Source organism: Thalassobaculum sp., from assembly GCF_965223715.1.
Classification (GTDB): Bacteria; Pseudomonadota; Alphaproteobacteria; order Thalassobaculales; family Thalassobaculaceae; genus Thalassobaculum.
This window is the reverse complement of sequence record NZ_OZ245012.1, coordinates 394,466-420,762: the sequence shown is the minus strand read 5'-3', so window position 1 is coordinate 420,762 and position 26,297 is coordinate 394,466. Positions and strand designations below refer to the sequence as shown.

The following is a 26,297-nucleotide window of genomic DNA, read 5'->3' as shown; positions in this document are numbered from 1 at the left end:
CCCTCACTCGGCCGCCCGGGTTCTGTAGGGCAGGACCGCGAGACTGACCCTGCTCAGGTCCAGGGCTGCGAGGGCGTCCAGGAAGGCGCTCATCTGCGCCGCCGCGGCGAGACTGCCCTCGGCCGTCGCCCCGGCCGCAGGCGCCAGCGCATCCGCATCGAACGGCATCGCACTGGCCACCAGCAGCAGCGCTTCCAGGGTCTCCACCGATCCCGGCAGCGGGGCGGCCGTCACCTGGGCGTCCCTCGGCCCGGGCAGGTCCGCCCGACGATCCGCCTCCAGCAGCCGGGCCGCGCGGTCCGACGGGGCGATCCGCACCACCGTATCGTCCGCCTGCCAGGCATAGGCGGCGAGGTAGGCGCGGCCGCCGCGCACCGTCACCCGCGCGCTCAGACGGTCCCCCGGCTGGTACAGCGCCCGTTCCACGGCCGCGTCGACACGGGGCGCGCCGCCACCGCCCAAGCGGGCCAGACGGGCGGCCAGTTGCTGCGCGGCCCCACCCTCTTCCGCGCCGTCCTGCCAGATTTCCTCAAACGGTATGGCGCGGGTCAGGCTATGCATGGCCGTCGCGATGTCCGCAGCACCGGCGGCCCGGCGCGTCCCGCCGCCTTGGCCCAGGCCGTCCTCGATCAGCGCCGCCCGGGCCAGCACGCGGGCGGCGAACCGGATCTCGCGCGGATCGGTCCGATGGGCCGGGGCGAAGTGACCGACCGCCCGGTACAGCCCTTCCCCGACCCGGCCGCCCTTGCGGGTCAGCGGCAGGAAGCCCTGCGGGATCGAGGTCAGCGCGATCCGCGCCGTGCCATGGGCCTCCGCGCTCCCCATCCTCGCCTTGGCCTGGGCATCGAGCCGCGATCCCTGATCCCACAGCTCCAGGTGGAGCACCACGACCCGTGCGGCAGGCGCCTCGCCGAGCCGACGCAGCGGCCGGGCGACATAGAGCGGCGGGGCGGCCAGTCGCTGGACCAGATGCTCGGCCACCATCGCGGCGAACCAGTCGGCGGCGGGCCCCCGCGGGCCGCGTCGCTCGACCCGAACGGCGAAGGCCGATCCCGGCCCTACCGCCAGCCGCAGCCCTTCAGCCAGGCCGACGCCGAGCCGGCGGGCGCCGGAGCGCGCCTCAACGACGTCGACCGTGGCGAGATCCGCGGCCAGGAAGGTCGGCGGCAGGGTCGCCAGAACCTCGCCGAGCCCGGCGTCGCGCAGCCCGATCAGCGTGGCGGACACCGACAGGCCGCCGTCCCGCGCCCCAACGGTCGGGACCACCAGGGCATCCACCGCCGCGTCGGTGAGAAGGTCCCGGGGCAGGCCGCCGGTGAAACTCACCGCTTCCTCCCAGAGGGCCGGCAGGTCCCGACGGGCCAGCACGGCTGCTCCGGCCGGCGCCGTGGCTAGCAGGGCAGCGGTCAGCGCCCGTTCGACCTCGACCAGCAGCGGCTCCGGCAGACCGCTCTCGTCGGGATCGAGTGGCCGGACGGCGACCCGCGTCTCATCCGGCAGCGCTGCCCACAGATGCGACGCCGCTCCGGTCAGGGCGTGTCCCCAATCGTCATTCGCCTGGGCCGGTCCTGCGATCACGGTCAGCGCGAGCAGCAGCAACGCCATACGCCCCAGCGCCGTCATCGCCACATCTTCTCCACCGCAAGGCCGTCCGGGGCGACCGCGATCCGCATCACCGCGGCGGCCGTGTCCGTCACCCCGCCTCCCTGCCAGCGGTAGCGGATCTCAAGGTCGAAGGTATTGCCAGAGACCCCGACCACCCGCCGCTCGCTGATCTCCCCCATGCGCTCGGCGAACTCGACCTGGGGCGGATTGCCCCGCTGATCCCAGACGTTCCCGGCACGCTCGTAGAAACCCTCGATCGTGCGCCGCACGTCGTCCCAGTGGGTCTGCAGGAAGACCTGGGCATCCGCCACCGACGGGCCGAGGACCGGATAGCGGCCGGGCTCCGCCAAGGGGGACGCAGGTGCCTGCGGTGGCGGCGCCGCCGGCTCCGGCCTCGCCGAGCGGTGAATCGCAGCGGCCAGGACGGTCTTCGGATCGCCCAGCACGCTCGCCTTCTGCACCCGGCGGAACAGGCGCCGGGCGGCATAGGTCAACTCGTCGTCCAGATAGGCTTCCAGTTCCCCCAGACTGACGGACCCGTCCCCGTTCCCGCCGCGCGCCCGGTCGCCCGCCCCGTCGAACAGCCCGTCCATCATGTGCCGGGTGAACAGGCCGAGCCGTCTTTCCTCGTCCCAGCTCGCCACCTGGTCGCCCTGAGCGGCGGTGATCACCGTCAGTCCCGTGGGATCGGCCGGGGCCTCGGTGCGGATGTAGACCGGCGAGGCCGAGCGCAGCAGCCAGCCGGCGGCCGAATTGCCGGAGAAGCAGGCATCCAGCATGACCAGGACCGAGCGGGCCTCCAGCCGGGACAGGTTGGACAGCAGCAGGTCCAGGGAGTAGCCGTTGATCTCCGGCGTCGCCGGGTCCGCATCGACCGGCAGCAGGTAGCCGCGCTGATCCCTTAGCCCCGGCACGCCATGGCCGGAATAGTAGACGAAGAGGTCGGAGACGCCCGGCTTCACCCAGGACCAGAGTTTGCCGCGGTGGTCGGTCGCGTTGCCGAAGACCGAAAGCATCTCCGCCTGGGAGGCGTTGCTCAGGTCGATGACATTGCCGGGCCGGTAGCCCAGCCCCTCGAGCGCCAGCCGGCGGGCCGCCTGGGCATCGTTCTCGGCATATCGGACCTCGGGCAGGCCGTTGGCGTAGCGCCGGTTGCCGATGATCACGGCGACGGCGTCGCGGTTCTCGGCGACCGGCGACGCTTGCGTCACGCCGGGGACCGCCGCGGCCGGCGCACCGGTTATCCGCCCTGCATCGAGCGCCCACGCGGCCCCAGCGGTCCACATCAGCACCACCAGACCAAGGGCAATCCGGGCGATGCGATGCGACATGGCTGACCGATCCTCGCTCAGACGTCCAGCAGACCAGATCCGAAGCTTATCGGATCGCAGCGCTTATGGCACGCCTAGAGAGAGAATTTTTCCGATCAATCAACCATACGGACTCATTTCCTGCGTCGGTGGAAGGCCTCCGCCAGCAGGCAGAGCTGCTCGAACAGGATGGTCGCCCCCAGCAGCGCGGTGTTGCCGCTCGGATCGAAGGGCGGGGAGACCTCCACCATGTCGCCGCCGATGAAGTCCACGCCGGACAGGCCGCGCAGCAGGTGCAGGGACTCCGCCGCCGTGAAGCCGCCGAATTCCGGGGTGCCGGTGCCCGGCGCATAGGCCGGGTCGCAGGCGTCGATGTCGAAGCTGAGATAGGTCGGCCCGTCGCCCGCCACCTTGAGCGCCTCGGCGATCACCGCGTCGAGCCCCATGCCCGGGATCTCGTGCATGTAGATCACCCGCATGCCGCTCTCGTGGCTGAAGGACCACTGATCGCGGTCGTTGATACCGCCGCGGATGCCGATCTGGATCGTGCGCTTGGGATCGAGCACGCCCTCCTCGGCCGCCCGGCGGAAGGGGGCGCCGTGGTGGAAGCGGGAGCCGAAATAGTCGTCGCCGGTATCGGCATGGGCGTCGATATGGATCATGCCCACCGGCCGGTCCTTGCCGATCTGCCGCAGGATCGGCAGCGAGATGGAATGGTCGCCGCCGACCGAGAGCGGCACCAGACCCGCCGCCACCACCTTCTCGTAATACCGATCGATCTCCCCATGGGCGCCTTCCAATTGGAACGGCCGCTCGATGACGCAGTCGCCGATATCGGCGATCCGGGCGAGGTCGTAGGGGCAGCAGCCGGTCGCCTGGTTGATCAGCCGCATCAGGCTGGAGGAGTTGCGCACCTCGCGCGGGCCATGCCGCGCGCCCGGACGGTTGGTCACACCGCCGTCATAGGGCACCCCGATCATGGCGATATCGACAGTGCTCCAGTCCTCGGCGAAGGGCGCGCGCATGAAGGTCGGGATGCCGGTGTAGCGGGGGCGCGCGATCGGGCTGTCTGACTGGGCCATGGTGTCTGTCTCCTGTCGAAATCGGCCCGAGTTTGGCGAGGACAGGGACGGGAGGCAATGGCGCGAACGCGACGCGCACTTGCGGGGGCCTGCCGTGCGGCTTACGTCTACTGCCGCACCGGAGGAACCCATGGCCAACGCGTATTTCCACATATTCGACGATCGCGGCGTCATCCGCATTGCCGGCGAGGATCGGGCGACCTTCCTTCAGGGGCTGGTGTCCAACGACGTGCTCAAGGTCTCGCCGGAGCGGGCGGGATACGGGGCGTTCCTGACCGCCCAGGGCAAGTTCCTCTACGATTTCTTCCTGGTGGAGACCGGCGAGGCCCTGCTGATCGAGACCGCCGCCGACCGGCTGGAGGAGTTCTTCCGCAAGCTGCGGATGTACAAACTGCGCTCCAAGATCGACATGTCGATCGAGTCCGACGACTGGATCGTCGCGGCCGTCTTCGGCGCCGACACCTTCGACGCCCTCAGCCTGCCGGCCGAGCGCGGAGCGACGAGCGGATTTGCCGAGGGTCTGGCCTTCGTCGACCCCCGCCATGCCGATGCCGGGGCCCGGGTGATGCTGCCGGAGGTCGCCGGGCCGGCCGCGCTGGGGGCCGCCGGGCTGAAGGAGACCGACCGGGCCGCCTATGACCGCCGCCGCGTCTCCATCGGCCTGCCGGACGGCGCCAAGGACCTGGCGGTGGAGAAGACCGTGCTGCTGGAGGCCGGGTTCGAGGAGCTGGGCGGCGTCGATTTCGACAAGGGCTGCTACATGGGCCAGGAGCTCACCGCGCGAACCAAGTATCGCGGCCTGGTGAAGCGCCGGCTGATGCCGATCATCATCAACGGCCCGCTGCCCGAGCCTGGCACCGAGATCACCCTGGACGGCCGCGAGGCCGGCGAGGTGCGCAGCGTCGTCCCCAACAACGGCGGCGGCAGCGAAGGCGGCGGCATGGGCCTGGCGATGATCCGCCTGAACCGCCTGGACGAGGCCCTGCGCTCCGGCGATCCGCTGCAGGCCGGCGAGGCGACGGTGATCCCGCACAAGCCCGACTGGGCGACGTTCTAGTCAGTCCGGTTCCGACCGTATCCCCCCGAAACCGACACCCTCCGTCGGACGCGGCAAAACCATGTTGCACGTGCGATATACTCTGCGCGCTGACGTCGGCGCATGCCGCGTGTATGAGTGCCTTTTTACTCGAGGGTTGATGCATGGACGCCAGCGCCGGTCGGCACGGTTCGACCACCACGGGACCGACCACCAAGCAACGCTACTCCCTCTTCGCCCTGGCGAAGAACGCGCTGAGCTACCATGAGGGCTGGCAGCAGGCCTGGCGGTCGCCGGAGCCGAAGAAGGCCTATGACGTCATCATCGTCGGCGGCGGCGGCCACGGGCTGACCACCGCCTATTACCTCGCCAAGCTGCACGGCGTGCGCAACGTGGCGGTGCTGGAGAAGGGCTGGATCGGCGGCGGCAATACCGGGCGCAACACCACCATCATCCGCTCCGGCTATCTCTGGGACGAGTCGATCAAGCTCTACGACCACGCCCTGAAGCTCTGGGAGGGCATGAGCCAGGAGCTGAACTTCAACGTCATGTTCAGCCAGCGCGGCGTCATCAACCTGGCCCATAGCGAGCACGAGTGGCGCGAGATGCGCCGGCGCTACGAGGCGATCCGGCTGAACGGTGTCGATATTGAGCTGGTGCTGCCGGACGAGATCAAGAAGCTGGTCCCGATCATCAACATCGACCCGAACATCCGCTACCCGGTGAAGGGCGGCATCCTGCAGCAGCGCGGTGGCACCGCCCGCCACGACGCGGTCGCCTGGGGCTATGCCCGCGCCGCCGACGAACTGGGTGTCGACATCATCCAGAACTGCGAGGTCACCGGCTTCGAGCGCGCGCCCGAGGGCCATATCATCGGCGTGCAGACCACCAAGGGCTTCATCGCCGCGAACAAGGTCGGCTGCGTGCCGGCCGGGCATTCCGGCGTGCTGGCCGAGATGGCCGGGTTCAGGCTGCCGATCCAGGCCCGCCCGCTGCAAGCCCTGGTGTCGGAGCCGATCAAGCCGTGCATCGACAAGGTCGTCATGTCGAACGCCGTGCACATGTATATCAGCCAGTCCGACAAGGGCGAGCTGGTGCTGGGTGCGGGCACCGACGCCTACAATTCCTACGCCCAGCGCGGCTCGCCGAACCATCCCGAGCACCTGCTCGCGGCGACGGTGGAGCTGTACCCCATCACCTCGCGCCTGCGGATGCTGCGCCAGTGGGGCGGCATCGTGGATACCTGCCCGGACGCCTCGCCGATCATCTCCAAGACGCCGGTGCCGGGCCTGTACTTCAACTGCGGCTGGGGGACCGGCGGGTTCAAGGCGACCCCCGGCTCCGGCCATGTCTTCGCCGACCTGATCGCCCATGACCGCCCGAACGCGCTTGCCGCCCCGTTCACGCTTGACCGGTTCCGTACGGGATACCTGGTCGACGAGCACGGTGCGGCCGGCGTGGCCCACTGAGCGGGAGGATAGAGAGATGCAACTGATCCCCTGCCCCTGGTGCGGTCCACGCGACGACGCCGAGTTCCACTACGGTGCCGAGGCCCATGTGGCCCGTCCGGCCGATCCGACCGAGTGCAGCGACGCGGAGTGGGAGGCCTACCTCTACCTGCGCCGCAACACCAAGGGTCCATTCGCCGAGCGCTGGATGCACACCAACGGGTGCCGGCGCTGGTTCAACGTGATCCGCGACACCTACACCCACGAGATCTTCGCCAGCTACAAGCCGGGCGAGCCGATGCCTGACATCGCTCAGCTCACCGCCAAGAAGGACGCCTGACGTGAGCCGCCAGCCCAATCGCATTGCCTCCGGCGGCCGCATCGACCGGTCCCGGCCGCTCGGCTTCCGCTTCGACGGCAGGAGCTACACCGGCTATGCCGGCGACACCCTCGCCTCGGCCCTGCTGGCCAACGACGTCCATCTGGTCGGCCGCAGCTTCAAGTACCACCGGCCGCGCGGCATCCTCGGCCTGGGCGCCGAAGAGCCGAACGCACTGATCCAGCTCGCCCGCGGCAACCGCAGCGAGCCGAACCTGCGCGCCACCCAGATCGAGCTGTTCGACGGGCTCGACGCCGAGAGCCAGAACCGCTGGCCCTGTCTGAAATACGATGTGGGCGCGGTGAACTCCGCCCTGCACCGGCTGTTCCCGGCGGGCTTCTACTACAAGACCTTCATGTGGCCGGCCTCGCTGTGGATGACCTACGAGGAGGTGATCCGCAAGGCCGCCGGCCTCGGCAAGGCGCCGGAAGGCCCGGACCCGGACCGCTACGAGCACATGCACGCCCATCCGGACGTGCTGATCGTCGGCGCCGGTCCCGCCGGTCTCGCCGCCGCCCTGGCCGCCGGGCGCACCGGCGCGCGGGTGGTCCTGGCCGACGAGCAGTCGGAATTCGGCGGCTCCCTGCTGGCCGAGGACGACGTCTTCATCGACGGCAAGCCCGGCCCCGACTGGGTTGCCGAGGTGGTGGCGGAGCTCGCCTCCATGCCCGAGGTGACCCTGCTGCCGCGCACCTGCGTGCACGCCTATCTCGACCACAACTACCTGCTCGCCGCCGAGCGGGTGACCGACCATATCGGCGCCGTCATCCCGAACACCCCGCGCCAGCGCCTGTGGAAGATCCGCGCCAAGCAAGTGGTGCTCGCCACCGGCACGCTGGAGCGGCCGCTGGTGTTCCGCGACAACGACCTGCCGGGCGTGTTGCTCTCCAGTGCGGCGCGCGGCTACGCGGTGCGCTACGGGGTGACCGCCGGACGTAAGCCGTTGATCGTGACCGGCCATGACGACGGCTACCGCACCGCGCTCGCCTATGCGGCACGCGGCGCCAGGGTGACGGCGATCGTCGACCTGCGCGCCGAGCCGACGGGACCGCTGGTCGACGCCGCCCGCGAGAAGGGCATCGACATCCTGGCCGGCCACTCGATCGCGGGCGCCCATGGCGGCCATCGGGTCGAGGGCGTGGACGTCGCCGAGATGACGGCCGACGGCGCCGGCCTCGCAAAGGTCACGCGGCGAATCGGCTGCGACCTCGTCGCCATGTGCGGCGGCTTCAACCCGACCGTCCACCTGTTCAGCCAGAGCCGCGGCAAGCTGCGCTGGGACGAAGAGATGGACGCCTTCGTGCCGGCCGCCGTGCACGATCCCAAGCACGCGCCGCAGGCCTGCGTCGGCGGCTGCGCCGGCACCATGACCGTGGCCCAGTCGGTGAAGGACGGCATCAAGGCCGGCCTGGAGGCCGCCCGCGCCACCGATCATACCGCCCGCCAGCCGGCCGCTCCCAAGGTGGAGGAACCCGGCACCACCGACCACCGCACGCTCTGGGTGCTGCCGTCGGACAAGCCGGTCGGGCACAAGGGCAAGCACTTCGTCGATTTCCAGAACGACGTCACTGCGGCTGACCTGAACCTGGCGGCACGCGAGGGCTACCGCTCGATCGAGCATGTGAAGCGCTACACCACCACCGGCATGGGCACCGACCAGGGCAAGACGTCCAACGTCAACGCGCTCGCCATCGTCGCCGCCACGCTGGGCACCGACATTCCGGCGGTCGGGACGACCACCTTCCGCCCGCCCTACACGCCGACCACCATCGGCGCCTATGGCGGCCGCGACATCGGCAAGCTGTTCGATCCGGAGCGCACCACCGCGGTCGATCCCTGGCACAAGGCCAACGGCGCGAAGTTCGAGCATGTCGGACAGTGGATGCGCCCCTGGTACTACCCGAAGGCGGGCGAGACCATGCGCCAAGCGGTCGACCGGGAATGCATGGCGGCGCGCAACGCGGTCGGCATCCTGGACGCCTCCACCCTCGGCAAGATCGACGTGCGTGGCAAGGATTCGGCCGAGTTCCTCAACCGGGTCTATACCAATGCCTGGCTCAAGCTCGGCGTCGGCAAGTGCCGCTACGGGCTGATGCTGAACGACGCCGGCTTCGTCATCGATGACGGCGTGACCACCCGGCTCGCCGACGACCATTTCCACATGACCACCACGACCGGTGGTGCGGCCCGCGTGCTGTCGCATCTTGAGGAGCATCTGCAGACCGAATGGCCGGACCTTGAGGTCTATCTCACCTCGGTCACCGAGCAGTGGTCGGTCGCCTCGATCTGCGGGGCCAAGTGCCGCGACCTGCTGGCCGAGCTGTGCAGCGACATCGACCTGTCGAACGACGCCTTCCCCTTCATGGCGATGAAGGAGGGCACCGTCGCCGGCATCCCGGCCCGGGTCTACCGCATCTCCTTCACCGGCGAGCTCTCCTTCGAGATCAACGTGCCCCGGCGCTACGGCATGGCGCTGTGGGAGGCGCTGATGGCGGCGGGCGAGAAGCACGGCATCACCCCCTACGGCACCGAGGCGATGCACGTGCTGCGCGCCGAGCGCGGCTTCATCATCGTCGGCCAGGAGACGGACGGCTCGGTCACGCCGAGCGACCTCGCCATGGACTGGATCGTGTCGAAGACCAAGACTGACTTCATCGGCAAGCGTGGCCTCTTCCGGCCCGACCTGATGCTGCCCGACCGAAAGCAGCTCGTCGGCCTGCTGACCGAGAACCCGAACGAGGTGCTGCCGGAAGGCGCGCAGATCGTGCAGGAGGTGAAGCCGCAGCCGCCGATGGTCATGCTCGGCCACGTCACCTCGTCCTACTATTCGCCCAATTGTGGCCGTTCGATCGCCATGGCCCTGGTCAAGGGCGGGCATGGCCGCAAGGGCGACACCCTGTGGGTGCCGCTGGCCGGCAAGACGGTCAAGGTGACCGTGACCGATCCCGTGTTCTTCGATCTCGAGGGGAGCCGCCGCGATGGCTGACGCCGCACCCCGGGCCCTGAGCCCGCTTTCCGGCCATATCGGTCCCGTCGGCGGCCCGTATCATGCGGGCATCGTGCTGCGCGAGGCGGTCGGGCTGAGCCTGATCAACCTGCGCGGCGATGCCGACAAGGCCTTCGCCGGCCATGTGGAGACGGTTCTGGGCGCCCCCCTGCCGACCACGCCGAACACCACGTCGCGCACCGAGGGCGTGTCGCTGCTCTGGCTCGGCCCGGACGAGTGGCTGGCGGTTGCGCAGGATGGCGACAGCACCGCGCTGTGCGCCCGGCTGGAGGAGGCCATGGCGCGCGTCCACCACGCGGTGGTCGACCTGTCCGACAACTACGCGGTGATCGAGCTCTCCGGCCATGCCGCCCGCTGGGTGCTGCTGAAGGGTTGGCCGCAGGACCTGCACCCGTCGGTCTTCATGCCCGGCCAGTGCTCCCAGGGATTGCTGGGCCGTGCCCAGATCATCCTGGAGCAGACGGGGGACGAGGCCTACCGGCTGTTCGTGCGGCCGTCCTTTGCCGCCTATCTCTGGGACTGGCTGGTCGACGCCTCGGCGGATGTGGGTCACCGAGTGGTCGCTGACTGAACCGGTCCGGGGCATGGCTGCCCCGGGACCGAATATCCCTCCTCGCTAGCGGGCGGCCAGCAGCCGCGTCGCCCGCTGCTTCGCCCGCTCCCAAGCGTCCGGATTGCGGATATTGGCCGGCTGCTCGGCGTTGAACACCGTCAACATGGTGCGGGCCACCGTCATCGCGCTCTCCTTCATGAAGCCGCGGGTCAGGCCGCCCACATGCGGGGAGAGGATGATGTTGTCGAGTTGGCACAGCGGATTGTCCGCCCCCACCGGCTCGACCTCGAACACGTCCAGCGCCGCCGCCCGAATCTTGCGAGCGCTTAGCGCCCTGTGCAGCGCGTCCTGGCTGACGATCTTGCCGCGCGCGGTGTTGATCAGGCAGGCGTGCGGCTGCATCGCCTCGAAGGCCGCGTCGTTGAACATGTGGTGGGTCTCGTCGTTCAGCTCGGCATGGACCGAGACGTAGTCCGAGCGCGCCAGCAGGTCGCTCAGATCGGAGACCATCTCGATGCCGAGATCGTTGGCCGTCCCCGCGTCCACGTAGGGGTCGTAGGCGATCACGTCCATGTCGAAGGCGCCCATGCACTTGCGCGCCATCTCCGTGCCGATCTGCCCTAGCCCGACGATGCCCAAGGTGGACTGGTCGAGATCCTTGATCGTGTTGGTCTCGCTCAGCCGGTCCGACCAGCCCGTGCCGGAGCGCACCATGGCGTCATGCTCGAAGCCGTGGCGCGACAGGCTCATCATCATGAACAGCGCGTGCTCGGAGACCGGGATCTTCCCGAAGCCCGGGTTGTTCACGACGATCACGCCGGCCTCGGTCGCCGCACCGATGTCGATCGCGTCGGTACCGCGGCCGGACGAGCAGATGACCAGCAGGTCCTCGGCCGCGGCGATCACCTCGGCGTCCACCTTGTTCGGGTAGCGACCGCAGATACCATGGGCGCCCTTGGCCGCCTCCAGCACCGCAGCCCGCTCCGGACGCATCAGCAGTTCGACATCCACATGGGCACGAAGATGCTCTTCGCCGCCCGGGTGATAGAGCGGATCAATCAGTAAGGCCTTGTGACGCACGAAATTTCCCTTCAGTCGAGTGTTCCCTCCAGGGCATTCCGCAGAACCGTCGCCATGTCCGAGGCCGTCATCGGCTTCGGATTGCTGCCCGTGGACGGGTCTTTCTCGGCGGCGGCTGCGATTTCATCGACCCGGTCCGGATCGACGCCCAGTTCCTTGGCAGTATGGGGGATATCGAACTGCTTGCGCAGGTCCAGAATCCACTCCATCACCCCGTCGATCCCGGATTTCTTCAGCCCGAGATAGGCCGACAGCCGCTCGCACTTGTCGGGGATGACGTCGCGGTTGTGAGCGATGACGTAGGGGAAGAACACGCCGTTGGTCAGGCCGTGATGGGTGTCGAACCGCGCGCCCACCGGGTGGCTGAGCGAGTGGATCGCGCCGAGCCCCTTCTGGAACGCGGTCGAGCCCATTGAGGCCGCCGCCAGCATCATGCCACGCGCCTCCAGGTCCCGGCCGTCCGCGACCGCCCTCGGCAGGTACTCCTTGATCAGGCGCATGCCCTCCACCGCCACGCCATCGGAGAACGGATGCAGCTCCGGCGCGCAGAAGCCCTCGAAGCAGTGGGCCAGCGCGTCGATGCCGGTCCAGGCGGTCAGGTTCGCCGGCAGGCCGACGGTGAGCTGCGGATCCTCGATGACGATGGTCGGCATCATCCGGGGATGCAGGAAGATGCGCTTCTCGTGCACGTCCTCCTCGGTGATGATCGAGGCGCGGCCGGTTTCCGACCCGGTGCCGGCGGTGGTCGGCACGGCGATGATCGGCGCCACCTTGGAACCGTCGATCGCCGCCGGGCCGCCGGACTTCACATGCAGGTCGAACAGCGGCCGATCCTGGTGGGCCGCCATGGCGATCGCCTTGGCGACGTCCAGCGCCGAGCCGCCGCCGAAGCCGATGACGCCGTCGAAATCGCCGTCGCGGAACATCTCCGCACCCTCGAGCACATTGGCGCCGATCGGGTTGCCACGAACGCGCGAGAACACCTCCGCCGCCATGCCCGAGTCCTGCAGGTCGTCACGGGCGCCGGTGATCATGGAGTTCCGAACCAGGCCGGCATCGGTCACGATCAGCGGACGGCGGATTCCGGCATCCGCACAGGCGTCGCCCAGCTTGTCGATCTCGCCCACACCGAAACGGATCTCGGTCGGATAGCGCCACACGCCGCTCGGGAAATCAGCCATCACGGCTCCTCCGTCCCACAGTGTTTGAACCCTGTCGTTTGCAGTGACGGTAGCCTCCGCCCGCGACGGCCACAAGCTGCTACAAGGGGCGGAATTTTCCGCATATCGAATGTTTTAGCCGAGCTATGCGGTTTGTGCCTGCCTGCCCTGCAGACTTCACGCAAACTTAACGGAGAATCTTGCTTGATGTTCTCGTAGCGTACGTTAAATGGCGGTTCTCGACGGTAACCGCCGAAAGCGCTGTGCGACCGTCCGTTCATAGGAACCCCATCGGGGGGTTCCGTGATCCCCAGAGGAGGCGACCATGACGAAGGACGAAATGATCCGGGCTTACAATCGAAATGCCGCCTCCTGGCCGGCGCTGGTCTTCGTGTACGGCATTCTGCTCGGCACGATGTTCCTGTCGGCGTCGGCGATCTCCTGAGCTTACTCGCCGGCTTCGTCGGCGGCCTCTCTCCCGCATCGTGACACCAGCCCGCGTCCGGCAACGGACGGGGGCTATTCCGTTTGCGCGCGCGCCGCGGACGGCGTGACACCGATCCGGCCGATGCCGGGCAGGCGCAGGGCGGGGTCGGCGATGTCGATCCCGACCCCGAGCCCCAGCAGGTTGATCTCGATCCCCTCCGCCGGCGCGACGATGAGGCCGGCGAGCCCCAGCAGGCTGAGCTGCAGGCCGCCGCCGCTGGGGGCATGGCCGATCGGGTCGTTGAGCGGGCGGTAGTCCTTGCCGATCGCCGTGGGCGGAAGGTCGAGGCCCAGGTCCGGCACCCGGCGGGAGACGAAGGCGACGAAGGTGTTGCTGTTCGGCCCGGGAAAGGTCCGATAGGTCTCCGGCCAGGGATAGTCGGCCACCGCCTCGCGGATCTGCGGGATCAGGGCCGCCGCCCGGTCGCCCCGGATATCGACGAGAACCTGCGGATCCCGGCCGAACCAGCGGTGATCCGGTCCGTCGTAATTCTCGCGCACCACCCGGCCGCGCCCCCAGCCCATCACGTCCCATCGGTCGTAGCGAGGTGCGTTGGCATCCTTCACCGCGATCCAGGCATGGACGGCGAAGATGCCGCGCCAGCCATAGGTCGGGGCGGCATAGACCTGCACGACCGCTTCGGGCGTGGTGCGCGGATCGGGGGCGAGACCGGCCGAACTGCGGTCGGCCCGGTGCCACGGCTCGCTCGCCCAGGAATGGCTCGCCCCCTTGAACAGGAGCGGGCCGAACATGGCCACCGCCGCAACCGCCAGCGCCAGCTTGGCGACGGCGCTCATCCGGTCACAGCCTCCAGACCGGCCGCCGCGATGCCGGCCACGGCGCAGGCCTCGTCCTGCTCCGAGGCGTCGCCAGAGATGCCGACCGCCGCGATCACGTTGCCGGCCGCATCCCTGACCAGGACGCCGCCCGGCGCCGGGATCAGCCGGCCGTCCAGCATCCCGTTCACCGCATCGAGAAACACCGCGCCACGCTCCTTCACCCGATTGGCCAGTTCCCGGCTGCCAAGCCCCATCGCAAGAGCCCCATAGGCCTTGCCGATGGCGATCTCCGGCCGGTGCATGCTGGCCCCGTCCTGCCGTTCGATCGAACGGATATGGCCCCCGGCATCGAGCACGGCAACCGCCAGCGGCTTCAGCTTCAGCTCGGCGGCCTTGGCGAAAGCCCCGGCGATGATCGCCCGGGCCTCGTCTAGGGACAGGTCGGATGTGGGGATGGGCAAGGCAGGCCTCTCCGGTCAGGGTTCCAGAACGGCGATCAACTCCTCAACAACGCCCGGAATGCTCAAAACCGTCGCGGATTCTTTCGGAACCGTCGAAGGCCTCAGTTCATCCGGAACAGCTTGCCCGGGTTCATGATGTTGTCCGGGTCGAGCGCCTGTTTGACCGCGCGCATTACCGGGATGGCTTCCGGCAGTTCGGCGGCCAGGAATTCCATCTTGCCGTAGCCCACGCCATGCTCGCCGGTGCAGGTGCCGTCCATGGACAGGGCGCGCAGGACCATGCGGTCGGCATGCTCCTTGGCGCGGTTCATCTCGTCCTGGCTCTCCGGGTCGATGACATAGACCAGATGGAAGTTGCCGTCGCCGACATGGCCGACCAGCGGGGCCAGCAGGCCGGTCTCGGCCAGGTCCTTCTTGGTCTCCGTGATGCACTCGGCCAGGCGCGAGATCGGCACGCAGACGTCGGTCGGCCAGCCCTTGGCCCCCGGCCGCAGGGACAGGGCGGCGTAGAACGCGTTGTGCCGCGCCTCCCACAGCTTGTTGCGGTCCTCGGCCTTGGTCGCCCATTTGAAGTCGGTCCCGCCGAACTCGGCGGCAATGCCCTGGACGGTCTCGGCCTGCTCGACCACGCCGGTCTCCGAGCCGTGGAACTCGAAGAACAGGGTCGGCCGGGCGGTGTAACCCTCCAGCTTGGAGTAGGAGATGCACGCCCCCATCTGGCTGTCGTCCAGCAGCTCCATGCGGGCCACCGGCACGCCGGACTGGATGGTCAGCACGCAGGTGTTCACCGCACTCTCCAGGTCGTCGAACTGCACCACGGCCGAGGAGATCGCCTCGGGGATGCCGTAGACCTTGAGCTGGATCTCCGTGATCACGCCGAGCGTGCCCTCGGAGCCGACGAACAGCCGGGTCAGGTCGTAGCCTGCGGCCGACTTCTTGGCCCGGCGCGCGGTCTTCACCACCCGGCCGTCGGCCATCACCACGGTCAGGCTCAGCACGTTGTCGCGCATGGTGCCGTAGCGCACGGCGTTGGTGCCCGACGCGCGGGTGGCGCACATCCCGCCAATGGAAGCGTCGGCACCCGGATCGATCGGGAACATCAGGCCGGTGTCGCGCAGATATTCGTTGAGCTGCTTGCGGGTCACCCCGGCCTGCACGCGCACGTCCAGATCCTCGGCGTTGACCGCCAGGATCTTGTTCATCTCCGACACGTCGACCGACAGGCCGCCGCGCAGGGCCGCAACCCCGCCCTCCAGGGAGGTGCCGACCCCAAACGGGATCACCGGCCATTTATGCTTGGCGCAGATGGTCACCGCCTGGGACACCTCCTCGGTGCTGCGGGCGAAGAAGACGGCGTCCGGCGCGACCGTGGGATGGTAGCTCTCGTCGGTGCCGTGGCGATTGCGGATATCCCGGCCGGTGACGATCCGCTCGCTCCCGAAGGCGGCGATCAGGTCGGCCATCGCGGCCTCGCGGGCGGTGGCGTTGGACGGCTGGGCATCGACCTGCATGGTCTTCACTCCTCTTCGGGACCGGAACGGCCCGACTGGTTCACGGTGCGGACGCGCGCGTCGACGCTACTGACAGCGGCGCGCGGGAACAAGGCGGCACCGACTTCTTACCGCCGCCGGCCCCAGCGACCAAGCATCGCATATCGGCCACCACCGCTCCGGTGTACCGCAGCACTCCCACACGGGCCGCGCCTCCTGGCAACGAGAGGTAGCAGCCGGCAACAGCGCACAACCAATTCTCTGCATTGGTCAGGGAAAATTTACCAAATCTTCAGGGGCCGTGCCCCACAGTGTTACGAATATCCATTCACGCAATAGGCCCTCGGGCCTCATGGACGATCGGGAAGTGTACACATGTGGTCGGCGATCAAATCCGCTCTAACCGGTGACAGTGACCGTCGCGTCGCTCCGCGGGTGGCCGCGCTCGGGACCGTGACCATCGACAGCTCCAAATTCACCCTGGAGAACTGGAGCCAATCCGGCATCCTGATCTCGGGCCATGACGGCCGTCTGATCAAGGGCCAGAAGTTCAAGATGACGGTCGAAGTCCAGGACGACGCCCGGGTGATCGTCTTCACCGCGGAAGCGGTGGTCGTGCGCACGGCCGGCGACAAGCTGGCCGCCCAGTTCTACCGGATCGACAAGCACAAGAAGCAGGCGATCGTCGAGTATTTCGCCCGCAAAACTGCGGGTCGCTGACAGCCTCCCCAGGCACGGAACCCACCCGCCACCGTCAGCGTTGACCCCCGGGAGTGCGGACGCCAAACTCCCGCCGCTTTACCGCAAGCAAATCTACGGGTCGGGACGGCGTGAGCATCTGGGGAAAGATCATCGGCGGGGCCGCGGGATTCGCGATCGGCGGACCCATCGGCGCTCTCCTGGGCGTGGTCGGCGGCCATGCCCTCGACCGCTATGCCGAAGATCAGCCGATCGACGAGGAGGCGGCGACCAAGAAGATCGCCTTCACCATCGGCGTGATCGCGCTCGGCGCCAAGATGGCCAAGGCCGACGGCGTGGTCACGCGGGACGAGATCTCCGCCTTCCGCGACGTCTTCCGGGTGCCGCCCGAGGAGATCAAGAATGTCGGCCGGGTCTGGGACACGGCACGGCAGACCAGCGAGGGGTTCGAGGCCTACGCCCATCAGATCGCCCGGCTGTTCAACCCCGGCTCCCCCGTTCTGGAGGAGCTGATCGGCAGCCTGTTCCATATCGCCCGGGCCGACGGCGTGATCCACGAGAGCGAAGTCGTCTACCTGCGCCGGGTCGCCGAGATCTTCGGCTTCAACGACGTGGATTTCGACCGGCTGCGCGCCATCTATGTCGGCGACAAGGGCGACGACCCGTATTCGGTCCTCGGCATCGACCGGACCGCCACCGACGAGGAGGCCCGGGCCGCCTATCTCCGGCTGATCCGCGAGCATCATCCCGACCGCCTGATCGCCCAGGGTCTGCCGGACGAGTTGATCTCGAAGGCGACCGAGCGTATGGCGGCCTTGAACGGCGCCTGGGATCGGATCAAGAAGGCGCGGGACATCTCCTGACCTGACCAGATGAAAGCCTGATCCATGGCAACTGCAACCGACCGTGCGGCCCCTCCGGCCGTCGCCCTGCGTGGGGCCGGTCTCGGCTTCGGCGGCAATCCGCTGTTCTCCGGCATCGACCTTCCGGTGGCGAAGGGCGACCGGATCTGCCTGGTCGGCCGCAACGGCTCGGGCAAGTCGACCCTGATGAAGGCGTTGGCCGCCGAGATCGACGTCGACAGCGGCGACCGCTTCGTGAAGCCGGGCGCGCGGATCGTCTACCTGCCCCAGGACCCGCGCCCCCCAAAGGACATGACGGTGTTCGAATATGTCGAGGGCGGGCTGCCGCCGGCGACCGACGGCGCGCCGCGCGACCATCTGGTGGAGGCGGCCATCGCCGGCCTGTCGCTGGACGGCGGCCGGACCATGGGCGGGCTGTCGGGCGGCGAGGCCCGGCGCGGCGCGCTGGCCCGGGCGCTGGTCTCCGAGCCCGACGTGCTGCTGCTGGACGAGCCGACCAACCACCTGGACCTGCCGACCATCGAATGGCTGGAGGACATGCTGGAAGGGCTCGAGGCCGGCCTCCTGATCATCAGCCACGACCGTGCCTTCCTGCGCCGCCTCGCCAACCGCACCCTGTGGCTGGAGCGCGGCCAGCTCCACCGGCTGAACGAGGGCATCGACGCGTTCCCCGACTGGGCGGAGAAGCTGATCGCCGACGAAGAGGTACAGGCCCACAAGCTGAACCGGCAGATCGCCGAGGAGACCCGCTGGCTGCGCGAGGGGCTGACCGCCCGGCGCAAGCGCAACATGGGCCGGGTGCGCGGGCTGCTGGACCTCCGCCGCGAACGGGCGGAACGAATCAAGCGGCCGGAAGGCATGAAGATCGACGCCGGCGAGGCGAGCCGCAGCGGCAGCCTCGTCATGGAGGCGATCGGCCTGTCGAAACGCTTCACCGACGAGCGCGGCGTGGAGAAGACCGTGGCCGACAACGTCTCCTTCACCGTGCGGCGCAAGGACCGGATCGGCATCATCGGCCCGAACGGCGCGGGCAAGACCACCCTGCTGCGCATGCTGCTGGGCCAGGAGGAGCCGGACAGCGGGCGGGTGAAGACCGGGTTCGGGGTCGAGACGATCTATTTCGACCAGAAACGCGAGCAGCTCAACCCGGCCGACACCCTGTGGTCCACTCTCTGCCCGGGCGGCGGCGACAGCGTGGAGATCCACGGGAAGAAGAAGCACGTGGTGTCCTACCTGCGCGACTTCCTGTTCGCCGACCGCCAGGCGACCGCCAAGGTCGCCACCCTGTCGGGGGGAGAGCGCAACCGGCTGCTGCTGGCCAAGCTGTTCGCCCAGTCGCACAACCTGATGATCCTCGACGAGCCGACCAACGACCTGGACGTGGAGACCCTGGACCTGCTCCAGGAGGAGGTTTCCGACTACGACGGCACCGTCCTCCTGGTCAGCCACGACCGCGACTTCCTGGACCGCACCGTCACCTCGATCATCGCGGTCGAGGGCGAGGGCCGGATCCGGGAGTATGTCGGCGGCTATCAGGACTATCTGGCGGAACGCCGCCGCACCGAGAAGCCGGCCGAGTCCCCCGCCGTCAAGACCGCCAAGACCAAGCCGGCGCCGGAGAAGCCGCGTACCCGCAGCACCAAGATGTCCTACAAGGACGGCCGCGAACTGGAGCTACTGCCGGAGCGGATCGCCAAGCTGGAGGCGGAGATCGAAACACTCGGCCAGCAACTGGCCGATGCCGACCTCTTCAGCCGCGATCCGAAGACCTTCCAGACCAAGAGCGCCCGTCTCGTCGCCGCCCAGGAAGAACTGGCCGCCGCCGAGGATCGTTGGCTGGAACTGGAGGCGCTGAAGGAAGAGCTGGAAGGCGCCCGGTAGCCGGACTGCCCTAAGCTATTGAAGATAGAGCAAATTCACACGAACAGATGATTCCATCTGATCGTGATTTGCTCTAACCCGGCAGGAGGCCCGTCGACCGATAGGACTCGATCAGGGCGTCGTACAGCGCGACATCCGACCGGCTTCGGGCCATGAGCTGCGCACCGGCAATGGCGGCGAAGATGGCCCGGGCGCGCATTTCGCTGTCCTCGGAGCTCAGCCCCTGCGCCGCCGACAGCAGTTTCGCGAGCCACGCCACGTTGACGTCGGCGAAGGTCAGGACCTCGGCCTTCACCGCATCCGGCAGGTCGTCGGATTCCGCCGCCATGAAGCTGCACAGACACATGCGGTTCCCGTTCTCCATCGCCTTGCGGAACACCGCGGGATAGGCGCGCAGACAATCGAGCGGCGACGCATCCCCCGCCGACAGGGTGTCGAGGTGGGCGGCCGTATCCTCCCAATATCGACGCGCGACCGCCGCTCCGAGATCGGCCTTGGCCGGGAAGTAGTAGTGAATGCTCGCCGCCTTGATGCCGACCTCTTCGGCGAGGTCGCGAAAATTGAGGCCCCCATACCCGCGCGCCTGCGCCGTCCGTCTGGCCGCCGCCAGGATCGCCTCCCGGGCATTTGTCCGCATTGTGCCGCCTCGCGCCGTGACCATCGTTACCTACCATGTGACAGATAGACGTTGACCAGGAAAGGTGAAAGCTCTGATAATCTATCTACCAAGTGACAGGTAGAGAATCGCAGACCATGAAGATTCACGACTGGCATACCGGCCCCTACCCGGCCCGCGTCCGCATCGCCCTGGCCGAGAAAGGCCTGCAATCCCGCGTGACCTTCGTGTCGGTCAGTCTCCGCAAGGGCGAGCACAAGAGGCCGGAGTTCCTGGCGAAGAACTACTCGGGAACCCTGCCCGTCCTGGAACTCGACGACGGGACCTTCATCGCCGAATGCACCGCGATCACGGAGTATCTCGATGCGTTGGAGGGCCTCCCCACGCTGACCGGCACCACGCCGCTCGAAAAGGGCGTGATCCACATGATGAACCGGCGCGCCGAGTTGGAAGTGCTCGACGCCATCAGCGTCTATTTCCACCACGCCACGCCGGGGCTCGGCCCCGATGTCGAGATCTACCAGAACGCCGAATGGGGGTTGAGACAGCGCGACAAGGCGATGCGGGGCATGTGCTATTTCGACGAGGTTCTGCGGCGGCAGCCGTTCGTCGCCGGCGAAGCGTTCTCGATGGCCGACATCACCCTGTTCGGCGGTCTGATCTTCGCCGAGCTGGTCAAGCTGCCGGTGCCTTCGGAATGCGACGCCCTTCGGGCCTGGTATGCCCGGATGCAGGAGCGCCCCAGTGTGCGAAACCGGCTGACCATGTCGGACCCCGTCAAGGCGCAGGTTTGAGGGCGGCCCTCAGTCCGACTTGAAATCCTGGTGGCAGGCCTTGCAGGTCTTCGCGAGCCGTCCGAAGGCTGTCCGCGCCTCCGCCTTACCGGTGTCGGCCACCGCTGCCAGGGCAGAGGCCTCGGTTCCGAGTTCGTCGGCCCGGGCCTCGAATTCCGGCCAGTGACGCCAGATACCGTCCTTCGCCTCGCTCGGATGACCGGTCGAGCCTTCCGGAAACAGGCGCAGCATGTGTCCGCCCGAGCCATCCTCGATCCGTCGCGCCGCCGCCGCAATCTCGCCGGGATCGTAGGCCGCCTCGCCCTTGAACATGGCCGCGATCTTCTTGATCTCGCCGCCAAGCGTCTTCATCAGTGCCATGCGTTCCTTCACCACCCCGGTGGCACCGGAATGCGCTTGGGCGGTCGGCGCCTGCAGCAGGCAGAGAACGAGCAGCGCGCACAGGCCGGCGGAAACGGTGGGGATCAGAAAGCGGCGCATGGGTGGCTCCTCGCATCGGGCTGAGTTGCACCCGACCGGCGCCGGCTATCCTCCGGCGGCTCGAGCGTTGATCGCGTCGTGGCGGGCGCGGATGTCCGCCGGCCAGGTGCTCTTGATATAGGACAGCACCGCCAGGATGTCCCGATCGCTCAGGCTGTCGGCGAAGCCCGGCATGTCCGTCGGGTAGGTCGGATCGTTGATCACGGCCGCCGGCCCGTATTTGGTCAGCGCGAAGAGCGCGGCATCCGGATGGTGCCAGGTATGGCCGCTCGGGTCATGGGGCGGGGCCGGAAGACGACCGTCAGCCCGGCGCTGCTGCCAGGCGGCCTGGCCTTCCAGATCGGCGCCGTGACAGCTCGCACAGGCCTCGCGGTAAATGCGCGCGCCGTCCGCGACCAGGACCGTGTCCGCCGGGTCCAGTCGGATCGTGCCGCTGTCGTCGGAACCGCGGCCGGTCAGCAGCAGCGCACCGACCGCCGCCATGAGGAGGAGCACGCCGATGACCAGTATCGTCGCACGTCCCTGCATCGATCCTTCCCCTCCACACCCTTCTTGATCAGCGAAGCAGCGTACCGATTCCAGTAACGGGAAGGTCAAGCATTGCGAATAACCTACCGGGATTTTTCACTTTTCCACTAAACCGCCACATTTGGCCGGCATATAATCAAGCGCTTCCTGGGACAAAACGTGACGTCCGGCGACGGAATTCGGCGCCGCGACACGTTCTGAGCCAAACCCTCTGACCCAAGGATACGACATGCTTTCGAGCGCAGCCCTCTCCCCCTTCCTCGCCATGTTCCTGATGGCGGCGCAGGGCAACCTTCCGGACCCCGCCCCCGATGCCCGGCGCGATATCGCGCCGGCCGTGGCCGTGGCGGCACCCCTGGAGCCCCCCGCCTCGCCCCGTCCGCCGGTGCCCTCCGAGGCGACACGCAAAACCGCGCCAAAAACGCAACAGGAGCACTGATCCGCTTCCATCACGGCGCTGGACGGCGCCGGATGTAGGCCCTATCACTCGGGCCATGCTCCTGATTTTTGCTGCAGCGCAAACACCGTGAGACCGATCGACATTCTGCTCGCGGTCGCGGTCAATATCGCGTGGGGCCTCAATTTCGCCGTCACGAAGCTCGGCCTCGGCGAGATGCCACCGATGCTCTTGGTTGCCCTGCGGTATGCGTTGACCGCGCTGCTGTTGAGCCCCTGGCTGAAATGGCCGCATGGGCAGTTCGGTCAGGTCGCGGCGATCTCCTTTACCCTCGGCTTCCTGCATTTCGCCCTGATGTTCACCGGGCTGAGCGGCATCGACGCCTCGGTCGCCGCCATCGCCGTGCAGATCCAGGTGCCGTTCTCCGCCCTGCTCGCCTTCCTGATCTTCCACGACCGGCTCGGCTGGCGGAAGGCGGCCGGCGGCGCGCTCGCCATCGGCGGGATCGTGCTGATCGCCGGCGCACCCCATGAGGCGCCGGATCCGTTCTATCTCTCGCTGACGATTCTCGCGGCCCTGTGCTGGGCGGTGTCGGCCATCCAAGTGAAGCGGCTCGGCCAGATCGACACGATGACCCTGAACGCCTGGATCGCGGTGCTCGCCGTGCCGCAGCTCCTGATCGGCTCCGCCATTCTGGAAGGCGACCGCTGGGGCGAGGTGGCGCATGCCGGCCTGTGGGGCTGGGGTTCCGTGGTCTACATGGCGGTCGCGGTGACGGTGTTCGGCTACGGGCTGTGGTATCGTCTGATCCAGCGCTACCCCGTGACGACGATCATGCCGCTCTCGCTGCTCGCCCCGACCTTCGGTGTCGCCGCCGGGATCTTCATCCTCGGCGAGCCGGCGACCCTGGAGAAGTTCGTCGGCGGTGCGCTGACCCTGGTGGGCGTGGCGATCGTCATCCTGACCCCGCCGGAGAAGCCGGCCGACCCGAAGACGGATTCCGCCGAGGCATGATCAGAGACGCGGCATGATCGAGCAGCCCTCCCCGAATCACGGTGAGCGCCGCGGCCCGGTGGACATGCTGTTGCTGCATTACACCGACATGGTCCGGGCCCAGGATGCCGCCGACCTGCTCTGTGACCCGGCGGCCCAGGTCAGCGCCCATTACGTGGTCGGCGAGGACGGACGGGTCTGGCGGCTGGTCGACGAGGACCGCCGCGCCTGGCATGCAGGCGTGTCCTGGTGGGCCGGCGAGACCGACATCAACTCCCGCTCCATCGGCATCGAGATCGCGAATCGGGGGCACAGCCACGGCTACGGTCCCTTCCCCGAAGTCCAGATGCTCGCGGTCATGGCCCTGTGCCGGGAGATCCTCGCCCGCCACCGGATTCCGGCGCACCGGGTGCTGGGACACAGCGACGTCGCTCCAGGCCGCAAGGTCGATCCGGGCCACCTGTTCGACTGGCGCGGCCTGGCCCGCGCCGGCATCGGCCTGTTTCCGGATCGGCTCGCCCCGGCGGTGCTGGGCGAGGCCGAGGCGGTCGCGGCCTTGGCCCGCATCGGCTACCGCACCGGCGCACCCAGCTTCGCCGATCCGGTGTCGCGCATGGCGCTGAACGGCTTCCGCCGCCACTGGGAGCCGCTCTCCCTGGGGCAGCCATACGATCCACGCGGAGCGGCTATGCTGCAACAGGTGGCACAAATGTGCGTACCGCCTGAAAAACCGTTTGCATGACAGGCCGTTCGTTCATACGTTCCGCTCACCGACGCAAACGCACGTGCCCCTGGCCCCATAGCGGTTAAGCAACGACGAGAGGCGTCTCTTTTCACAACCCCGTCCCTTAAGTGGGCGGTTGCGAAGGGGGAACCCCACGATGCTGCAACCCGAAGCGGGCGCGCGCGCCCGTCTCCGTACCTCAACCGATACCCGTCGTCCGATCCCGGCGTCCAAGCCGCTGCTGAGCCTCGTGCCGGCCGCGACCCCGCCGCGGGGCGAAGTGACGGATGCGATCCGCGACTATTTCGCGGCCACCCCCCACCAGCACCCGGTCGTCGCCGTCGATCTCTCGGTCGTCGAGTGGAACTACCGCGCGCTGGCCCGGGCCCTGCCGGAAACCGCGATCTACTACGCGGTGAAGGCCAACCCGGCCAATGGCGTGGTCGACCGGCTGGCCGCCCTCGGCTGCCGCTTCGACGTGGCCAGCCGCGGCGAGATCGAGCTGTGCCTGGCGCGCGGCGTCGATGCCTCGCGCCTGTCCTTCGGCAACACCATCAAGAAAGAGCGCGACATCGCCTTCGCTCATTCGGTCGGCGTGCCGCTCTTCGCCTTCGACGCCGAGGAGGAGCTTGAGAAGCTCGCCCGTTCCGCGCCGGGTGCGGAGGTGTTCTGCCGCATCCTGACCTCGGGCGACGGGGCCGACTGGCCGCTGTCGCGGAAGTTCGGCTGCACCCCGGCCATGGCCGCCACCCTGCTGCGCAAGGCCGCCGACATGGGCCTCACCCCCCGCGGCGTGTCCTTCCATGTGGGCTCGCAGCAGAGCGACCTGTCCCAGTGGGACGGCGCGCTGGCCGAGACCGCCGCCCTGTTCAACGCCCTGGCCGAGGACGGCATCGAGCTCGATCTGGTCAATATCGGCGGCGGCTTCCCGGCCCGCTACCGTGACGACGTCGCCGAGGCGGAAGCCTATGGCAACGCCATCATGGCGGCCCTGGAGACGCACTTCGCCGGCATGGGCATCACCACCATCGCCGAGCCGGGCCGCGGCCTGGTCGGCGACGCGGGCGTGATCCGCTCCGAGGTCGTCCTGGTGTCGAAGAAGGACGCCAGCGAGGACGAGCGCTGGATCTATCTCGACATCGGCAAGTTCTCCGGTCTCGCCGAGACCATGGATGAGGCGATCAAGTACCGGCTGACCGCGACCCGCGACGGCGCCGAGCTGACCGGGGCGACCGGCCCGGTCATCCTGGCCGGCCCGAGCTGCGACAGCGCCGACATCCTGTACGAGAAGGCCGGCTACGCCATGCCGATGGCCCTGCGGGCGGGCGACGAGGTGCTGATCCTGGCGACCGGCGCCTATACCTCGACCTATTCCTCGGTCGGTTTCAACGGCTTCCCGCCGCTGGAGACCGTCTGCGTCTGACGCAGTAACCTGATATCACTTTCGCAAGCGCCCGCCTCACCGGCGGGCGCTTCGCGTTTCGGCCGACTCTTCCTGATGCGCCACTTTTCTTGACGGGCCGCCGGGGGAGGCTTACCTGTCGCCGCGTTCAGACGGTCGGGCGGCCGCCGGTGTCCGCAGGGGCATGGGAGGAAAGTCCGGGCTCCACGGGAACACGGTGCCGGGTAACACCCGGCGGGGGCGACCCCAGGGACAGTGCCACAGAAAGCAAACCGCCCAGGCGTCTAGTGCTCCTGGGTAAGGGTGAAAGGGTGCGGTAAGAGCGCACCGCGAGACCGGTAACGGGATCGGCAAGGTAAACCCCACCGGGAGCAAGACCGAATAGGGATGACCGGCTGACTCGCAAGAGGGCAGCGGACGCGTTCCCGCGTCGTCGTCCGGGTAGGTCGCGCGAGGCGGTCGGCAACGACCGTCCCAGATGAATGGCCGTCACCCCGGACCTGGTCCGGGGGACAGAACCCGGCTTACAGACCGTCTGAACCTTTTCCTCGCCGCAACGTCCAGCGGCTCAGATTTTTCAAGGCAGCCCTTAACGGCGGACATATGTTCTCTAGAGCCGCGGGTCGTCGGTACCGCCAGGCTCTATGTAACAGTCCCGCCTAATAGCGCTGTTCCGCGCAGCTTCGAAGGCGCCTTCTGTTATCGAGAATGGTTGTCGCGCGTACCTGCCATCAGCAACGTGGTCGAGCCAACCGTCTAGTGTCTCCACCGCCCTTCTGAGGGCGTTGAATCCATTGACGCCCTTGAGGCATTCATGTTCGGAATCAATAGTCCAGCTTACGTAGTATGAACCGGATAACTCAGCATAGACTGAAAAATGACGACTACCACTCACGCTTTCCGGAACAAAAAACCAATCAGCCACCCATGGCTTTTCTCGGAACATCTCTACCGCCTGCGTGCAACTACATGAAGCTCATTTATAGCACATCATAATTTATCCTAGTCTAGCGAATCCAACACATCCGTTGAAACTGGGTAAT

General features: G+C 68.0%; 24 protein-coding genes and 1 other RNA gene. 14 read left to right on the top strand and 11 right to left on the bottom strand.

The annotated features are described in order from the left end of the window. Positions 1–3 precede the first annotated feature (3 nt). The 3 genes from ACOQOP_RS02000 to speB all read right to left on the bottom strand — a co-directional run bounded on the left by ACOQOP_RS02000 (position 4) and on the right by speB (position 3,997). Complete coding sequence (locus ACOQOP_RS02000; RefSeq protein ID WP_420564642.1) at positions 4–1,623, bottom strand: hypothetical protein; 1,620 nt, start codon at positions 1,621–1,623, stop codon at positions 4–6. Continuing rightward, positions 1,620–2,936, bottom strand: a complete 1,317-nt coding sequence (locus ACOQOP_RS01995; RefSeq protein WP_420564641.1) for a caspase family protein — start codon at positions 2,934–2,936, stop codon at positions 1,620–1,622. The genes ACOQOP_RS02000 and ACOQOP_RS01995 overlap by 4 nt, the downstream gene beginning before the upstream one ends. Before the next feature lie 113 nt (positions 2,937–3,049). Further along, positions 3,050–3,997, bottom strand: a complete 948-nt coding sequence (speB, locus tag ACOQOP_RS01990) for an agmatinase (RefSeq protein WP_420564640.1) — start codon at positions 3,995–3,997, stop codon at positions 3,050–3,052. Between the two features lie 130 nt (positions 3,998–4,127). Between speB and ACOQOP_RS01985 the strand changes: the two genes are divergently transcribed. The 5 genes from ACOQOP_RS01985 to ACOQOP_RS01965 all read left to right on the top strand — a co-directional run bounded on the left by ACOQOP_RS01985 (position 4,128) and on the right by ACOQOP_RS01965 (position 10,438). Further along, positions 4,128–5,054 (top strand): YgfZ/GcvT domain-containing protein, encoded by a 927-nt coding sequence (locus ACOQOP_RS01985; RefSeq protein ID WP_420564639.1) that lies wholly within the window; start codon positions 4,128–4,130, stop codon positions 5,052–5,054. Between the two features lie 143 nt (positions 5,055–5,197). Continuing rightward, a complete protein-coding gene (locus ACOQOP_RS01980) occupies positions 5,198–6,502 on the top strand; it encodes a sarcosine oxidase subunit beta family protein (protein WP_420564638.1) in 1,305 nt (434 codons plus the stop codon). A 16-nt stretch (positions 6,503–6,518) separates the two neighbouring features. Next, complete coding sequence (locus tag ACOQOP_RS01975) at positions 6,519–6,821, top strand: sarcosine oxidase subunit delta (protein ID WP_420564637.1); 303 nt, start codon at positions 6,519–6,521, stop codon at positions 6,819–6,821. A 1-nt stretch (position 6,822) separates the two neighbouring features. Further along, positions 6,823–9,846 (top strand): sarcosine oxidase subunit alpha family protein, encoded by a 3,024-nt coding sequence (locus ACOQOP_RS01970; RefSeq protein ID WP_420564636.1) that lies wholly within the window; start codon positions 6,823–6,825, stop codon positions 9,844–9,846. Continuing rightward, on the top strand, positions 9,839–10,438 hold the full coding sequence (locus ACOQOP_RS01965) for a sarcosine oxidase subunit gamma (RefSeq protein ID WP_420564635.1): 600 nt from the start codon (positions 9,839–9,841) through the stop codon (positions 10,436–10,438). Before ACOQOP_RS01970 ends, ACOQOP_RS01965 begins: the two co-directional genes overlap by 8 nt. A gap of 45 nt (positions 10,439–10,483) precedes the next feature. On the opposite strand, the gene ACOQOP_RS01960 is transcribed toward ACOQOP_RS01965, so the two are convergent. From ACOQOP_RS01960 to ACOQOP_RS01940, 5 genes are all read right to left on the bottom strand, one after another. Next, complete coding sequence (locus ACOQOP_RS01960; protein ID WP_420564634.1) at positions 10,484–11,500, bottom strand: hydroxyacid dehydrogenase; 1,017 nt, start codon at positions 11,498–11,500, stop codon at positions 10,484–10,486. Between the two features lie 11 nt (positions 11,501–11,511). Then, positions 11,512–12,681 (bottom strand): iron-containing alcohol dehydrogenase, encoded by a 1,170-nt coding sequence (locus ACOQOP_RS01955; RefSeq protein WP_420564633.1) that lies wholly within the window; start codon positions 12,679–12,681, stop codon positions 11,512–11,514. A gap of 498 nt (positions 12,682–13,179) precedes the next feature. Continuing rightward, complete coding sequence (locus ACOQOP_RS01950; RefSeq protein ID WP_420564632.1) at positions 13,180–13,944, bottom strand: DUF3750 domain-containing protein; 765 nt, start codon at positions 13,942–13,944, stop codon at positions 13,180–13,182. After that, positions 13,941–14,387: a GlcG/HbpS family heme-binding protein gene (locus ACOQOP_RS01945; protein ID WP_420564631.1), complete on the bottom strand. Its 447-nt coding sequence runs from the start codon at positions 14,385–14,387 to the stop codon at positions 13,941–13,943. Before ACOQOP_RS01945 ends, ACOQOP_RS01950 begins: the two co-directional genes overlap by 4 nt. Before the next feature lie 101 nt (positions 14,388–14,488). Further along, positions 14,489–15,898, bottom strand: coding sequence for an FAD-binding oxidoreductase (locus ACOQOP_RS01940; protein WP_420564630.1), 1,410 nt, complete (start codon positions 15,896–15,898; stop codon positions 14,489–14,491). 354 nt (positions 15,899–16,252) lie between these two features. Between ACOQOP_RS01940 and ACOQOP_RS01935 the strand changes: the two genes are divergently transcribed. The 3 genes from ACOQOP_RS01935 to ACOQOP_RS01925 all read left to right on the top strand — a co-directional run bounded on the left by ACOQOP_RS01935 (position 16,253) and on the right by ACOQOP_RS01925 (position 19,320). Then, complete coding sequence (locus ACOQOP_RS01935; protein ID WP_420564629.1) at positions 16,253–16,597, top strand: PilZ domain-containing protein; 345 nt, start codon at positions 16,253–16,255, stop codon at positions 16,595–16,597. 110 nt (positions 16,598–16,707) lie between these two features. Beyond that, positions 16,708–17,439, top strand: coding sequence for a TerB family tellurite resistance protein (locus tag ACOQOP_RS01930; protein WP_420564628.1), 732 nt, complete (start codon positions 16,708–16,710; stop codon positions 17,437–17,439). A gap of 24 nt (positions 17,440–17,463) precedes the next feature. After that, positions 17,464–19,320 (top strand): ATP-binding cassette domain-containing protein, encoded by a 1,857-nt coding sequence (locus ACOQOP_RS01925; protein ID WP_420564627.1) that lies wholly within the window; start codon positions 17,464–17,466, stop codon positions 19,318–19,320. Positions 19,321–19,393: 73 nt separating this feature from the next. Here ACOQOP_RS01925 and ACOQOP_RS01920 read toward each other — a convergent pair whose 3' ends face one another. Next, positions 19,394–19,957, bottom strand: coding sequence for a TetR/AcrR family transcriptional regulator (locus ACOQOP_RS01920; protein ID WP_420564626.1), 564 nt, complete (start codon positions 19,955–19,957; stop codon positions 19,394–19,396). A 116-nt stretch (positions 19,958–20,073) separates the two neighbouring features. Here ACOQOP_RS01920 and ACOQOP_RS01915 point away from each other — a divergent pair, with 116 nt between their 5' ends. After that, positions 20,074–20,730, top strand: coding sequence for a glutathione S-transferase (locus tag ACOQOP_RS01915; RefSeq protein ID WP_420564625.1), 657 nt, complete (start codon positions 20,074–20,076; stop codon positions 20,728–20,730). A 9-nt stretch (positions 20,731–20,739) separates the two neighbouring features. Here the strand turns inward: ACOQOP_RS01915 and ACOQOP_RS01910 are convergent, their stop codons facing one another. Next, positions 20,740–21,210, bottom strand: a complete 471-nt coding sequence (locus ACOQOP_RS01910) for a c-type cytochrome (RefSeq protein WP_420564624.1) — start codon at positions 21,208–21,210, stop codon at positions 20,740–20,742. A gap of 45 nt (positions 21,211–21,255) precedes the next feature. Beyond that, entirely contained in the window at positions 21,256–21,738 is a 483-nt protein-coding gene (locus tag ACOQOP_RS01905; RefSeq protein WP_420564623.1) for a c-type cytochrome, read from the bottom strand. A gap of 229 nt (positions 21,739–21,967) precedes the next feature. Here ACOQOP_RS01905 and ACOQOP_RS01900 point away from each other — a divergent pair, with 229 nt between their 5' ends. The 5 genes from ACOQOP_RS01900 (at position 21,968) to rnpB (ending at position 25,797) form a co-directional block, all read left to right on the top strand. Then, positions 21,968–22,177, top strand: coding sequence for a hypothetical protein (locus ACOQOP_RS01900; RefSeq protein ID WP_420564622.1), 210 nt, complete (start codon positions 21,968–21,970; stop codon positions 22,175–22,177). Positions 22,178–22,264: 87 nt separating this feature from the next. Then, a complete protein-coding gene (locus ACOQOP_RS01895; protein ID WP_420564621.1) occupies positions 22,265–23,149 on the top strand; it encodes a DMT family transporter in 885 nt (294 codons plus the stop codon). 13 nt (positions 23,150–23,162) lie between these two features. Continuing rightward, a complete protein-coding gene (locus ACOQOP_RS01890; protein WP_420564620.1) occupies positions 23,163–23,870 on the top strand; it encodes an N-acetylmuramoyl-L-alanine amidase in 708 nt (235 codons plus the stop codon). A 262-nt stretch (positions 23,871–24,132) separates the two neighbouring features. Then, the gene (locus tag ACOQOP_RS01885; protein WP_420566508.1) at positions 24,133–25,275 is read left to right on the top strand and encodes a type III PLP-dependent enzyme; all 1,143 of its coding nucleotides are present in this window, start codon (positions 24,133–24,135) and stop codon (positions 25,273–25,275) included. A gap of 127 nt (positions 25,276–25,402) precedes the next feature. Beyond that, an RNA gene (gene rnpB / locus ACOQOP_RS01880) (RNase P RNA component class A) lies at positions 25,403–25,797 on the top strand. The last annotated feature ends 500 nt before the right edge of the window (positions 25,798–26,297 follow it).

Excerpts from the sequence above, each read along its gene's own strand:
- ACOQOP_RS02000 (WP_420564642.1), bottom strand. The coding sequence starts at position 1,623 with ATGACGGCGCTGGGGCGTATGGCGTTGCTGCTGCTCGCGCTGACCGTG.
- ACOQOP_RS01995 (WP_420564641.1), bottom strand. The coding sequence starts at position 2,936 with ATGTCGCATCGCATCGCCCGGATTGCCCTTGGTCTGGTGGTGCTGATG.
- speB (WP_420564640.1), bottom strand. The coding sequence starts at position 3,997 with ATGGCCCAGTCAGACAGCCCGATCGCGCGCCCCCGCTACACCGGCATC.
- ACOQOP_RS01985 (WP_420564639.1), top strand. The coding sequence starts at position 4,128 with ATGGCCAACGCGTATTTCCACATATTCGACGATCGCGGCGTCATCCGC.
- ACOQOP_RS01980 (WP_420564638.1), top strand. The coding sequence starts at position 5,198 with ATGGACGCCAGCGCCGGTCGGCACGGTTCGACCACCACGGGACCGACC.
- ACOQOP_RS01975 (WP_420564637.1), top strand. The coding sequence starts at position 6,519 with ATGCAACTGATCCCCTGCCCCTGGTGCGGTCCACGCGACGACGCCGAG.
- ACOQOP_RS01965 (WP_420564635.1), top strand. The coding sequence starts at position 9,839 with ATGGCTGACGCCGCACCCCGGGCCCTGAGCCCGCTTTCCGGCCATATC.
- ACOQOP_RS01955 (WP_420564633.1), bottom strand. The coding sequence starts at position 12,681 with ATGGCTGATTTCCCGAGCGGCGTGTGGCGCTATCCGACCGAGATCCGT.
- ACOQOP_RS01950 (WP_420564632.1), bottom strand. The coding sequence starts at position 13,944 with ATGAGCGCCGTCGCCAAGCTGGCGCTGGCGGTTGCGGCGGTGGCCATG.
- ACOQOP_RS01940 (WP_420564630.1), bottom strand. The coding sequence starts at position 15,898 with ATGCAGGTCGATGCCCAGCCGTCCAACGCCACCGCCCGCGAGGCCGCG.
- ACOQOP_RS01935 (WP_420564629.1), top strand. The coding sequence starts at position 16,253 with ATGTGGTCGGCGATCAAATCCGCTCTAACCGGTGACAGTGACCGTCGC.
- ACOQOP_RS01925 (WP_420564627.1), top strand. The coding sequence starts at position 17,464 with ATGGCAACTGCAACCGACCGTGCGGCCCCTCCGGCCGTCGCCCTGCGT.
- ACOQOP_RS01920 (WP_420564626.1), bottom strand. The coding sequence starts at position 19,957 with ATGCGGACAAATGCCCGGGAGGCGATCCTGGCGGCGGCCAGACGGACG.
- ACOQOP_RS01915 (WP_420564625.1), top strand. The coding sequence starts at position 20,074 with ATGAAGATTCACGACTGGCATACCGGCCCCTACCCGGCCCGCGTCCGC.
- ACOQOP_RS01910 (WP_420564624.1), bottom strand. The coding sequence starts at position 21,210 with ATGCGCCGCTTTCTGATCCCCACCGTTTCCGCCGGCCTGTGCGCGCTG.
- ACOQOP_RS01905 (WP_420564623.1), bottom strand. The coding sequence starts at position 21,738 with ATGCAGGGACGTGCGACGATACTGGTCATCGGCGTGCTCCTCCTCATG.
- ACOQOP_RS01900 (WP_420564622.1), top strand. The coding sequence starts at position 21,968 with ATGCTTTCGAGCGCAGCCCTCTCCCCCTTCCTCGCCATGTTCCTGATG.
- ACOQOP_RS01890 (WP_420564620.1), top strand. The coding sequence starts at position 23,163 with ATGATCGAGCAGCCCTCCCCGAATCACGGTGAGCGCCGCGGCCCGGTG.